General features: G+C 76.1%; 9 protein-coding genes. 3 read left to right on the plus strand and 6 right to left on the minus strand.

All coding sequences use genetic code 11. The features are described 5' to 3' along the window. From murF to mraZ, 6 genes are all read right to left on the minus strand, one after another. The coding region (murF, locus tag ACFWEK_RS11185) for a UDP-N-acetylmuramoyl-tripeptide--D-alanyl-D-alanine ligase (protein WP_430554089.1) at positions 1–1,326 on the minus strand (1,326 nt) is incomplete at its 3' end. After that, positions 1,323–2,966: a UDP-N-acetylmuramoyl-L-alanyl-D-glutamate--2,6-diaminopimelate ligase gene (locus ACFWEK_RS11190; protein ID WP_430554090.1), complete on the minus strand. Its 1,644-nt coding sequence runs from the start codon at positions 2,964–2,966 to the stop codon at positions 1,323–1,325. The genes ACFWEK_RS11190 and murF, both read right to left, overlap by 4 nt. A gap of 119 nt (positions 2,967–3,085) precedes the next feature. After that, the gene (locus tag ACFWEK_RS11195) at positions 3,086–4,813 is read right to left on the minus strand and encodes a peptidoglycan D,D-transpeptidase FtsI family protein (protein ID WP_430554091.1); all 1,728 of its coding nucleotides are present in this window, start codon (positions 4,811–4,813) and stop codon (positions 3,086–3,088) included. 458 nt (positions 4,814–5,271) lie between these two features. After that, the gene (locus ACFWEK_RS11200; protein WP_430554092.1) at positions 5,272–5,703 is read right to left on the minus strand and encodes a hypothetical protein; all 432 of its coding nucleotides are present in this window, start codon (positions 5,701–5,703) and stop codon (positions 5,272–5,274) included. Next, complete coding sequence (rsmH, locus tag ACFWEK_RS11205) at positions 5,700–6,740, minus strand: 16S rRNA (cytosine(1402)-N(4))-methyltransferase RsmH (protein WP_430547365.1); 1,041 nt, start codon at positions 6,738–6,740, stop codon at positions 5,700–5,702. The genes ACFWEK_RS11200 and rsmH overlap by 4 nt, the downstream gene beginning before the upstream one ends. Before the next feature lie 193 nt (positions 6,741–6,933). Further along, positions 6,934–7,368, minus strand: a complete 435-nt coding sequence (mraZ, locus tag ACFWEK_RS11210; protein WP_429762671.1) for a division/cell wall cluster transcriptional repressor MraZ — start codon at positions 7,366–7,368, stop codon at positions 6,934–6,936. A 392-nt stretch (positions 7,369–7,760) separates the two neighbouring features. Between mraZ and ACFWEK_RS11215 the strand changes: the two genes are divergently transcribed. From ACFWEK_RS11215 to ACFWEK_RS11225, 3 genes are read left to right on the plus strand one after another with little or no spacing between them, the layout of a single operon-like run. Next, positions 7,761–8,873, plus strand: coding sequence for an AAA family ATPase (locus tag ACFWEK_RS11215; RefSeq protein ID WP_430547364.1), 1,113 nt, complete (start codon positions 7,761–7,763; stop codon positions 8,871–8,873). Positions 8,874–8,881: 8 nt separating this feature from the next. Further along, positions 8,882–10,285: a DUF58 domain-containing protein gene (locus ACFWEK_RS11220; RefSeq protein WP_430547363.1), complete on the plus strand. Its 1,404-nt coding sequence runs from the start codon at positions 8,882–8,884 to the stop codon at positions 10,283–10,285. Further along, positions 10,282–12,519: a transglutaminaseTgpA domain-containing protein gene (locus tag ACFWEK_RS11225; protein ID WP_430554093.1), complete on the plus strand. Its 2,238-nt coding sequence runs from the start codon at positions 10,282–10,284 to the stop codon at positions 12,517–12,519. Before ACFWEK_RS11220 ends, ACFWEK_RS11225 begins: the two co-directional genes overlap by 4 nt. Positions 12,520–12,650: the final 131 nt, after the last annotated feature.

A 12,650-nucleotide genomic window follows, 5' to 3' on the forward strand; every position in this document is an offset into this window, starting at 1 on the left:
CGACTCCTCTCCCCAGGAACCCTCTTGCATGGCCCCCTCGTGGATGTGGTACGCCCCGTCGCCGACGACGACCAGGAGCTTGACGTTCAATCGCACCACGAGGCGGCCGATCTCGTCGTGCGCGGCGCGCGAGCCGTCCCCGAGCTCGAGCATCTCGCCCAGCACGGCGACGGAGCGGCGCGTGCGGCCCGCCATGACGGCGAGCGCCCGCAGCGCGGCGCGCATCGAGTCCGGGTTGGCGTTGTAGGCGTCGTCGACCACGGTGACGCCGTCCGGTCGCTCGGTGACGGCCATCCGGTGCGGGCTGAGGGGGGTCGCCCGGGACAGGCCGTCGGCCACGCGCGCGACCGCGGCCGCGGTGGTGCCGTCCAGCGCGAGCACCGCCGCGGCGGCGGCGAGCGCGTTGCTCGTGTGGTGCGCACCCACGAGGCGCAGCGCCACGGGGGCGGGGTCGGCCCCGTGGTCGGAGGAGTCGTGCCCGCCCGCGACGGCGAGCCCGAACGTCGCCCGGCCGGAGGCGTCCACGCCGATGTCGGCGGCGCGCACGCCGGCCGAGGGGATGGTGCCGAAGGTGATGACGGTGTGCTCCAGGGCGGCGAGCGACGCCATGGCCGCGACGCGCTGGTCGTCGGCGTTGAGCACGACGGCGCCGCCCGGCACGACGCCCGAGACCATCTCGGCCTTGGTGCGCGCGATGGCCTCGACCGAACCGAACTTGCCCACGTGGGCCACGCCGACGGCGAGCACGATGCCGACGTCGGGCGGGGCGATCCGCGTGAGGTAGGCGATGTTGCCGGGGCCGTCCGCGCCCATCTCCAGCACGAGGAAGCGCGTGGCCTCGGTGACGCGCAGCACGGTCAGCGGCAGGCCGACCTCGTTGTTGAACGACCCGGTGGGCACCACCAGGCCGTCCTCGGGGGCGACGCCCTCCGGCAGCAGGTCCACGAGGAGCTGGCCCAGCAGGTCCTTGGTCGTGGTCTTGCCCACCGAGCCGGTGACCGCGACGACCCGGAGGTCGCCCGCGGCCCGCACGCGGGCGAGCACGACGCGCGCGAGCTCTCCCAGCGCGGCCTGCACGTCGTCGACGACGACCGTCGGCACGCCCTCGAGCTCGCGGGCGGCCAGGACCAGAGCGGCCCCCGACTCGACGGCGCCGCGGGCGAAGTCGTGCCCGTCGACGCGCTCGCCGGGCAGCGCGACGAACAGCCCCCCGGGCTCGACGCGGCGGGAGTCCACGACGACGGGCCCGGTCACGGTCGTGGCGGCGTCGGCGTGCAGCCGTCCCCCGGTCGCCTCGGCGACGTCGGCGGCGGTCAGCGCGATCATGCGGTGGTCCTCTCGTGCCGCCGCTGCAGCGCGCGGCGGGCCTCGTCCCGGTCGTCGAGCTCGAGGTCGACGCCCGCGACCTCCTGGATGGTCTCGTGGCCGCGGCCCGCGACGAGGACGGTGTCGTCCGCCCCGGCGTCGAGCACGGCCCTCTCGATGGCGGCCGCGCGCGGCGCCGCCTCGGTCACGACGACGTCGCGACCCGAGCCGCGCGCCGCGTCGCGGGCCGCGCGGGCGCCCTCGAGCACCGCGGCGCGCACGGCGGCGGGGTCCTCGCCGTGGGGGTCGTCGTCGGTGACGACGACGACGTCCGCGCCCGCGACGGCGGCGGCGCCCATCGCGGGCCGCTTGCCCTTGTCGCGGTCGCCTGTGGCTCCGAACACGACGACGAGCCGGCCGGCCGTCGTCGGGCGCAGGGCGGCGAGCGCGAGCTCGAGCGCCTCGGTGTTGTGCGCGAAGTCCACGACGACGCGCGGGTGGCCGTCCCCGCCCGCGCCGACGACCTGCATCCGACCCGGCACGACGGCCGAGAGGCCGTCGGCCGCGGCGAGGGCCTCGGCCACGTCCTCGACGTGCGCGCCGCCCTCGAGCACCATCGCGACGGCCAGCGCGGCGTTCGCGACGTTGAACCCGCCGGGCAGGGACGTCGACGTGCGCAGCGATCGCCCGTCGCCGTGCGTGACCGTGAACGCGGAGCCGGTGCCGTGCGGCGCGACGTCCGTGACGGTCCAGTCCGCCGCCGCCTCGCCGTCCCGGGGGGCGCGGGTGCGCAGGGTCGCGACGGGCACCTGCGCGGCCGCCGCCATGCGCTCGCCCCACACGTCGTCCACCACGACGACGCCGCGGCGCGCGTGCTCGGGCGTGAACAGCGACGCCTTCGCGTCGAAGTACGACTGCAGGTCGCCGTGGAAGTCGAGGTGGTCCTGGCTGAGGTTCGTGAACCCGACCACGCCGAACTCGATCCCGTCCACCCGGTGCATCGACAGCGAGTGGGAGGACACCTCCATCGCGAGCGTGCGCACCTCCGCCTCGCACATCGCGGCGAGCAGCGCCTGCAGGTCGGCGGCCTCCGGGGTGGTGAGCCGGCTCGGGAGCACCGTGTCGCCCGCGCGCATCTCGACCGTGCCGATCAGGCCGCCGGTCCAGCCGAGGGCCCGCAGCAGGTGGTCGACCTGGTAGGTCGTCGTCGTCTTGCCGTTGGTGCCGGTGACGCCGAAGGTCATCAGGTGCTCGGCGGGCTCTCCGTACACCCAGGCCGCGACGGGGCCGAGGACGGCCCGCGGGTCGCCGGCGACCAGGACCGGCACCGCGGGGTCGAGCGCGTCCGGCCCCCGGGTGAGGGTGGCGGCGCCGGCGGCGTCGGTGAGCACGGCCCGGGCGCCGCGGGCCACGGCGTCGGCGGCGAACCGCGCGCCGTGGGCGTGCGCACCGGGCAGGGCGACGAACAGGTCGCCACCTGCGACGACGCGGTTGTCGGACGCGACCGAGGTGACGACGACGTCGGCGGGGACCTGCGGCCGGGGGCCGCCCTCGTCCGGTGCCGCCGGCGTCGTCACCTCGAGCCCGAAGGCCAGGGCGAGGTCCCGCACCCGCCGGGGCGTCGTGCCCGCGGGCCGGATACGGGGAAGCGGGGATGTCACGGAGAAGAACCTACCGTCTGCGTGCTGCGGGCCCGGCACCCAGGGCGCCCGGCATGAGAACCGTCACGGACCTCACGGCGTCGGTCGCCGCCTCGGTCGCCGCCTCGGTCACCCGTCGTTCACCAGGTGAGGGCGTAGGGCTTGAACGGGGTCGTGCTCGGCGGCACGTCCATCTTCTGCAGCGTGTACCCCATGAGGTCGCTGAAGACCGGCGCGGCCACCACGCCGCCGTAGATCGACGACTGGGGGCTGCGCAGGAAGACCGAGACCGTGTAGCGGGGGTCGTCGGCGGGCGCGACGCCGATGAACGACGCCATGTAGGTGGTCCCGGCCCCCGTCCACATCTGGGCGGTGCCGGTCTTGCCGGCCACGCGGTAGCCGGGCACCCGCGCGTTGGCGGCGGTGCCCTCCTCCCCCACGACCGACTCCATCATCCGCATCACCGAGTCGGCGGTCCTCTCCGAGACCACGCGCTCCTTCGCGGGCGCCTCGGCGGGCGTGAACGTGCCGTCGGAGGCGCGCGTGCCGGCGACCAGGCTGGGCTCCACCCGGACGCCGCCGTTCGCGACCGTCGAGAAGACCTGCGTCGCCTGCATCGCGTTCACGGCCACGCCCTGCCCGAACAGGATCGTGTACGGGGTGCGGGCGTCGTGCGCCAGCGTCTGCTCCGAGGGCAGGATGCCCGCCGACTCGCCCGGCAGCCCGAGGCCCGTGGGCTGCCCGAACCCGAACCTGCCGAGGTAGTCGTAGCGGACGTCGAGCGGGATCTTCTCGCCGATCTGCACCGTGCCCGTGTTGGACGAGTGCGCCAGGACGCCGGCGAGCGTCAGCTGCTGGTCGGGGTGCTCGTGCGAGTCCTTGAACGACTCGCCGTTGGGCGTGGTGAACCGGTACGGCACGCGGAACTGGCTGTCGGGCTTCCAGTAGCCCTCCTCGAGGGCCGCCGCCATCGTGATCACCTTGCCCGTGGAGCCGGGCTCGAAGACGTCCTTCACGGCGCGGGAGCCGTTGGCCACGGCGGACGTCGACCGGTCGTTGGGGTCGACGTCGCCCGAGTCGGCCACCGCGAGCACCTGGCCCGTGCGGACGTCCTCGACGACCGCCATGGCGTACTTCGCCCCGGTCTTCGAGACCGCGTCGTCGAGCAGCTCCTCCGCCTTCCACTGGACGTCCAGGTCGATCGTCAGCTCCACGTCGCTGCCGGGCACCGCCTCGGTGGTGTCCCGCTCCGAGTTCGGGATCGGGACGCCGTCGCGGCCGCGCTCGTAGGTGACCTTGCCGTCGGTGCCCGCGAGCACGTCCTCGTAGGCGCGCTCGAGCCCGCCCTGGCCCACCTGGTCGCGGTCGACGAAGCCGACGAGCGTGCCCGCCACGGTCCCCGCCGGGTAGGTGCGCCGGGAGGTGAGCTCGGTGCGGACGTAGGCCTGCAGGTCCAGCTTGGCGATCGCCCGCTGCACCTCGGGCACGGCGTTGCGCTTGAGGATCACGTACCGGTCGTCGCCGTTGAGCTTCGCGGCGAGCTCCGCGGGCTGCGCGTCGAGGATCGGCGCGAGGAGCTGCGCGATGCCGAGCGCGCCGTCCTGCACCGCCTTGCCTGTGGCGGTGTCCACGCGCTGGCCGCCCTGGAAGCCCTGGATGGCGAGCGTGTCGGCGGAGATGGTGTACCGGTCGACGGACGTCGCGAGCACGCGCCCGTTGGCGTCGACGATGTCGCCGCGGTGCGCGAGCTCCACCGAGTGCGTGGTCCGCGCCTCCTGCGCCTTCGCGGCGAGCGCCGGCCCCTGGAAGATCTGCACCTGCACCAGCCGGCCCACGAAGACGGTGAGCACGAGCGCCGCGACGACCATGATCCACCGCTGCCGGCGCCCGGGGTCGCCCGGACGCCCCCGGCTCGCGGCTCCGCCACGCGGGCGCGGCGGGACACCCCCGCCGCGCGCCGTCGTCCGGCCCGTGGAGCGGACCGGCGTCGTCCCTCCCCGCGGCCGCCCGCCGCCCGCGGGCGGGTTCGCGCTCCGGGCCGCCGTCCCGCGTCCCGAGGCGGACCGGGGCGTCGTGCCGTTCGTGCCGCGGCCCGGCGCGCGCGGCGTCGACCGCGAGGTCGAGCCTGGGCCAGGACGCGCGGCCGCCCGCGGCGTCGAGCCGTTCGTGGTGCGGGAGGTGCTCACCCCTCGAGTCTGCGGTGGCTGCGCCCGGGTCGTGCGGGCCGGGCCCGGGCGTGTCGCGCGCCCGCCGGCCGAGCGGCCTCCCGAGCCCGTGCCCGAGCCGCCGCTCCGCGCACCGCCGCGGGCCGGAGGCGTCCGCCCGGTCACGGCGTCTCCGTGTCGCCGATCCCGACCTTCGCGCGCTTCTCGACGCTGATCATCGTCGGGTCCTCGGCGGGCACCATGCCGAGCTTCGTGGCGCGCTCCGCCAGCGACGACTCCGCGGCCCGGAGCTTCTCCTGCTGGGTCTGGACGTCCTGCGCCACCTGACCCACCTCCGCCTGCAGCCGCGACGCCTCGTACGAGCCGCGCGCCATCGACGTGTTGAGGAGCAGGGCCGCCAGCAGCGCGCCGGCGAGGATCACCGCGCACAGCACGAGGAACGGGACGCCCGACGTCGCCTGGAGGGGGGCGCGGACCGCGTCGAGCCGGCGGCCGCGGTCGGCGGCGCCGCCCGGCAGCGAGGTCAGCGGTGCACGGCGGGGTGCCGCGGCCGGGCGGGTCCCGGGGGTGGCGGGGGCACGCAGGGCGCTCATCGGCGGTCCTCCTTGGGGTGCGGGCGGGTGCGCGGTCGGGGCGCGGTGGTGCGCATGTGGTCGGGGGTGGGGCGGACACGGCGGGCGGCGCGCAGGCGGACCGAGGCGGCGCGCGGGTTGCGCTCGAGCTCCGCCTCGTCGGCCTCCTCCGCGCCCCGCGTCAGGGCCTCGAGGTAGGGCTTGTGGGTCTCCGGCTCGACGGGCAGGCCTGCCGGCGCGCTCGACGTCGTCCCCCGCGCGACGGCCCGCTTGACGATCCGGTCCTCCAGCGACTGGTAGGACTCGACGACGATCCGCCCGCCGACGGCCAGCGCCTCGATCGCGGCGGGCACGGCGCGCTCGAGCACCTCGAGCTCGCCGTTCACCTCGATCCGCAGCGCCTGGAACGTCCGCTTGGACGGGTTGCCGCCCGTGCGCCGCGCAGCGGCGGGGATGGATGCCCGGACCAGGTCGGCGAGCTCGCCCGTCCGCTCCCACGGCCGCTCCTCGCGGCGCCGCACGATCGCCCGGGCGATGCGCGGCGCGAACCGCTCCTCGCCGTACTCGCGCAGCACCCGCGCGAGCGCGCGCTCGTCGTAGGTGTTGAGGACGTCGGCCGCGGTCGCGCCGCGCGTCTGGTCCATCCGCATGTCGAGGGGCGCGTCCTGGGCGTACGCGAAGCCGCGGCCCGCCTCGTCGAGCTGCAGCGACGAGACGCCCAGGTCCATGAGGACGCCCTGCACGCCGTCCAGCCCGAGCTCCGCGACGACCTCGCCGATCTCGTCGTAGACCGCGTGCACCGGGGTGAACCGGTCGCCGAAGCGGGCCAGCCGCTCGCCCGCGAGGCGCAGCGCCTGGGTGTCGCGGTCGATCCCCACGACGCGGGCCGTCGGGACCTGCTCGAGCACCGCCTCGGTGTGACCACCCATGCCCAGGGTGCAGTCGACCAGCACGCTGCCAGGCTCCGCGAGCGCCGGCGCGAGGAGGTCGACGCACCGCTGCAGCAGCACGGGCAGGTGACGGTCTCCCGCGGGTCGCGGGTCGTCCGGTGTGCTCATCGGTGCTCCTCCTCTCGTGCTCGGTCTCGTGTCGGGTCCGGTCCAGCTGGTCGCCGGGGCCCCGCCCGGCCAGGTCTCCCTCCGCGCCGTTCTGGCACCGGGGAAGTGCGCCAGACCCTCGCGGGAGGAGGCCTCGTCGTGCGGGGCCCTGCTGCTGCTCGTCTGCTGTGCGGTTGTGGGTGGTGCCGGTGGTTCAGAACTGCAGGTCCGGGAAGATCTGCTCGGACGTCTCGGAGTACGACGACTCCTGCTCGGCCAGGTAGGTCTCCCAGGTGGTGCGGTCCCAGACCTCCACGCGGGTGCCGGCGCCGATCACGGCGACGTCCCGGTCGAGGCCGGCGTACGCGCGCAGGGCGGCCGGGATGACGACCCGCCCCTGCTTGTCCGGCAGCTCGTCGCTGGCACCCGACAGGAACACGCGCAGGTAGTCGCGCGCCTGCCGGCTGGTCACGGGGGCCTGCCGCACCTGCTCGTACATGCGGCCGAACTCGTCCATCGGGAGGAGGAAGAGGCAGCGCTCCTGTCCCCTCGTCATGACGAGGCCGGGAGCGAGTCGGGCACGGAACTTCGCGGGGAGGATGAGCCGGCCCTTCTCGTCGAGCTTGGGGGTGTAGGTGCCGAGCAGCAGCCCGGCCCCCGGAAATGTGTCCTCCAGACCTGCCACGGCTCGCACCTCCCCTCGCGCTCCCGCAGCCTCCACGCTACTCCACTTTCCTCCACCGGGCGCGGGCAACGGTGGGGAGTTCTCCCCATCTCACCCCCTCCCCCCACAGTCCCCACACATCGCCGCAGGTCAGGACGCCAGGGACGGACGGCCCGCCGGTGGAGGGCGGTGGAGGGCGGGCCGCCGGGCCCGTGTCGTCCGCCGCGCGCGTCCGGTACCAGGAGGTGCCGCACGGCCGCGACCACCGGACGCGGGGTGCGTCGTGGAGCGAGGTGGAGCGGGTGATCGTCGTCACGTCCGGCCCCGATTCCACTAGGCTGCGAGAACGTCACGAGCACGTGAACCGGAGGTCACCCGTGCACCCAGAACCCGTCTCCCCCACGCTGGCCGGCGCACGCACGGAGACGGAGGACCGCAGGGACGGCGCGACCCCCTCCACGGGGACCGGCCTCGACGCCCTGGCCAGAGATCTCGACGAGCTCGTCACCGCCACCACGCGGGTGCGGGAGGCGATCGACTCCGTGGTCTCGGGGCGTCCCGGCCTCGCCGAGGTGACCGTCGCCGTCCTGCTCGCCGAGGGTCACCTCCTGATCGAGGACGTCCCCGGCGTCGGCAAGACGACGCTGGCGAAGGCCCTCGCCCGCAGCATCGACTGCCGCGTCGGCCGCATCCAGTTCACCCCCGACCTGCTCCCGAGCGACCTCACCGGCGTCAACATCTTCCGCACCGCCACGCACGACTTCGAGTTCCGGCCCGGGCCGGTGTTCAACAACGTGGTGATCGGCGACGAGATCAACCGCGCCTCGCCCAAGACGCAGTCCGCGCTCCTCGAGTGCATGGAGGAGGGCCAGACGACGATCGACGGCACCACGCACACGCTGCCGCGGCCGTTCCTCGTCGTGGCGACGCAGAACCCGGTGGAGATGGAGGGCACCTACCCGCTGCCCGAGGCGCAGCGCGACCGGTTCATGGCCCGCCTCACCGTCGGCTACCCGGACACGGACGCCGAGCTGCAGATGCTCGACCGCCAGGAGTCCTCCGACCCCCTGGACCACCTGTCCCCCGTCACCACCGGCGCCGACATGGTGCGGTACGCCGAGGCGGTGCGCGCCGTGTACGCCGCGGCGCCCGTCAAGCAGTACGTGCTCGACCTCGTGGGCGCGACACGGCAGCACGAGGGGGTCCGGCTCGGCGCCTCGCCGCGGGCCTCGCTCCAGCTGCTGCGGGCCGCCAAGGCCGCCGCCGCCATGGCGGGGCGCGAGCACGTGCTGCCCGACGACGTGCAGTCCCTCGCCGTCTCGGTCCTGGCCCACCGCCTGATTCTCAGCACCGAGTCCCGGCTCGGCGGCGTGACCCCCGAGGACGTGATCTCCGAGATCGTCCAGCGCACCGCCGTGCCCGGCGGCCGCGTCGCCGTCGCCGCACCCGCGGGGTCGTTCGCGCGACCCTCCCGCGAACGCGGCCGGTAGGGCCGGCGATGTCCGGCGACGACGAGTCCGGCACGGTCCCGGCCGCCACCGAGCGCAGGGCGGGGCGAGTCGGCCCGCGCGACACCCGGCACCCGGCGCTGCGGCGGGTCGTCCGCGTCCGGCCCACGCGCCGCGGCCTGGCCCTGCTCGTCGCGGGCCTGGTGCTCGTCACGGTCGGCACCCTGCTCGACCTGCCCGACGTCGTGGGCCTCGGCGCCGCCGCCGTGCTGGCCGTCCTCCTCTCCTGGGTGCTCATGGGGGTGCAACGCCTCGACGCCGGTCGGGGGGCGCTCGTGGTCACGCGCGAGCTCACGCCGAACCCCGTCGTGCGCGACCAGACGGCCACGGTGCGCCTCGTCGTCGGCGCCCGCGCGCGCACGGGCGCGGCCTACGAGCGGCTGGCCCGGCTGCGGCTGTCCGAGCAGGCCGCGCACGAGCTGGCAGGGCCGCACGGCATCCGCGCCCGGGTGACGGCGCACGCGGACCGCATCGCCGTCTCCTACGCGCTCACCCCGTCCCGCAGGGGCCGCTGGGCCCTCGGCCCGCTGCTCACCACGCGCACCGACGCCTTCGGGCTGGTCCGCACCACGCAGCCGCTCGGCGCCGCGACCCGCGTCGCGGTGTGGCCCCGGACCGTCGGCCTGCCCACGCGCACGCGGGTCCTCGGCGACGTCGAGCGCGCGGCCACCGGCGCACGGCTGGCGTCCACCGACGACTCCGTCCTGCGCGAGTACGTCTCCGGCGACGACCCCCGCCGGGTGCACTGGGCGGGCTCGGCGCGCCAGGGCCGGCTCATGGTCCGGGCGGACGAGAGCGCCGGCGTGCGGCCCGTGACCGTGCTGTTCGACCGGGCGCTGCTGCCGCCGCCCGTCGACCCGCGCACCGGCGTCTGGCCGTCCACCCGCGGCTCCCGCACGCACGCGGAGGGCGAGCTCGCCGTCGAGCTCGCGGCCTCCGTCGCCACGTCGTTCCTCGACGCCGGCCACCCCACGCGGCTGGTGCCCACCGGCTCGGGCCCCGCGCCCGTCCCCTTCGCGGCCGGCGCGCGCACCGGCCGCGCGACGGTCCTCGACCAGGCGGTCGACCTGCGCGGGCACCGCGGGGCCGCCGACGCCGAGCGCGCCGTCCTGCAGACGGTCCGCGCCCTGCGCGCCTCGCGCTCGCAGGAGGAGATCGTCGTCGCCGTGCTGGGCCCCCAGCCGGAGGCCGCGTTGCGCGAGGTGGCCGAGCTCGGCGTCGAGGGCACCTGCTGGGCGCTCGTCGTGGCACCGGCCGAGACCCGGGACGCCGGTGCGGCGCCGGCCGGAGACACGGTCGGCGCGCTTCGCGCCGCCGGCTGGCGCGTGGCCACCTGCCCCCCCGGCACGGCGGCCGACCGCGCCTGGGCGCTCCTCGCGGAGGGGGCAGCATGATCCCCGCCCACGCGGGCCCGACGGCCCGTACCGTCGCCTCCGGGGTCCTGGTCGCCGTGGCGGTCGCCGCCTCGATGCTCTCGCTCACGAGCATCGTGCTGCCGGGGGGCTGGACCCGCGCGGCCCTCCTCGGCATCGTCCTCGTCAGCGCGACGACGGTCACGTCCCGGGTCACGATCGAGCGGCGGGCCCGCGCCCGAGGGCTGCGCACCAAGGAGTCCGGCTCCGCCTGGCCCAGCGTGCTGGGCGGCGTCGTCGCCGCCTGGTTCGTCCTCGCGCGGTACGGCGGCCCCACCGCCGACCCCACCTTCCTGGTCACCCCGGAGCACCTGTCGCGCGTCGTGGCGCGGCTCGGCGAGGCCGGAGAGATCGCCCGCTCGGAGGTCGCCCCCGTGACGGGGAGCGTCCCCATGGGCCTGCTCACCGTCGGCGGCACGCTGCTCGTGCTGCTGCTCGCCGACGCTCTCGCGGGCGCACTGCGCCGTCCAGCGGCGGTCGGCCTGCCGCTCCTCGCCCTCTGGGCCCCGCCGCTCGTGCTCGCGGGACGAGTGCCGTGGGGCGTGTTCGTCGTGACCGTCGCGGCCCTGCTGCTGCTCCTCACGCTCGACGGCCCGCTGGTCGCCCGGGCGCGACGGGCCGAGCGCACGCCCGCGCCCGTGCGGCGCGCCGAGCGGTCCCGCGCCGTCGCGACGACCGCCGGAGCCGTCGTCCTCGCCGTCGTCGCCGGCCTCGTCGGTACCGCGTCCGCCGCGCTCCCCGGCGGGCCCGCGGGCTGGTACCGCACCTTCACGACCACGGGCGACACCATCCGCCTCGCCGAGGACCTCGACATCCTGCGGAGCCTGACCGAACGGTCCCGCTCCGTCGTCCTGTCCTACGACACCGGTTCCGACGCGGACGTCGGGCCGTTGCGCAGCTACACCGCCACGGCGTTCGACGGGCGACGGTGGCAGCGCGGGGAGGAGCGCGGCGGCCGGGATTTCGGCGACCGCGACGTCCTCTGGCCCGACGACCCGCCGTCCGGCGAGACCTCCGTCCGCAGCGTCGCCCTCGACGTCGGCGAGCTCCGCGACGACAAGCTGCCGATCAGCATCGACCCCCGCCAGGTGGCCACGGACGGCGGCGGTTGGGGGTACGACCCCGCCCGGGACGAGGTGGTCGGCGGGCTGACGACCGCGGGCGACTCCTACACCCTCACGGTGCACGAGCGGGACCTCGACCCCGCCACCCTCCGGGAGGCGCCGACGGCCGACCTCGACGAGGTCTACACCCAGGTGCCCGACACCGCGCACGCGGGCGACGTCGAGGCGGCCGCACGCGAGGCCGTGGGCGACGCCGACACCGCCTACGACCAGGCCGTCGCCCTCCAGCGCTGGCTGCGGGACCCCACCCGCTTCACCTACTCGACGACCATCCCCCGCGGCGGCACGGGAGACCCGGTCTGGGACTTCCTGCAGCACCGCACGGGCTACTGCATCCAGTTCGCGACGACCATGGTGGTGATGGCGCGGTCGCTCGGCATCCCCGCGCGCCTCGCCGTCGGGTACCTGCCCGGCGACCGCACCGGCGAGACCAGCTGGCAGATCACGGGGCAGGACTCGCACGCCTGGCCCGAGATCTACTTCCCCGGCAGCGGGTGGGTGCGCTTCGAACCGACGCCCGCCCAGCAGACGGGGAGCCCGCCCGCCTACACGATGCCGCGCGTCCAGGGCGACCCGGCCGCGGCGCCCACGGCCAACGACCTCCGCGAGCGGCAGCCCACGGCGGGGAGCACCTCGACCGAGGACGAGGCGACGCCGTCGGCCTCGTCCGCCGCCGCGGCCACGCCCGTCGTCGACACCGGCCTCCCCGGCTGGGTGTGGATCACCGCGGGCAGCCTCGTCGTCGTCCTGGTGGGTGGCCTGGTGCTGCTGCTCGCCCGACGACGCCGTGCCTCGCTGGAGCTCGACCCCGAGCTCGCCTGGCAGCAGGTGCTCGCCACCCTCGCCGCCGAGGGCGTCCGGCTACCGCCGGCCACCACGCTCCGCCGCGCCCCGGACGCCATCGCGTCCGCAGTGACCGCCCGGAGCGGCCGCGAGCTCAGCCCCGCGGTGCGCGAGGACCTCGCCGCGCTCGCAGGGGCGGCCGAGGCCAGCAGGTACGCACGGGAGCCCGTCGCGCCCGAGCCCGACGAGCTCGAACGGCTCACGACGGCGGTGGCCTCCGGGCTCGGCGAGACCCTGTCGACGCGATGAGCCCGGCGGCGGTCGCGGGTCCGCCAGACGAGCCCGACCGCACCGGGAGTAGTGGACCACCAGCGCGGTGCGCGCCCGGGACGCGCTTGCCGACAGACGGACGAGCCCGCCCCGTCCTCGGGACGGGGCGC

The sequence above is a fragment of the Isoptericola sp. NPDC060257 genome, from assembly GCF_042726645.1.
Taxonomy (GTDB): domain Bacteria; phylum Actinomycetota; class Actinomycetes; order Actinomycetales; family Cellulomonadaceae; genus Isoptericola; species Isoptericola nanjingensis.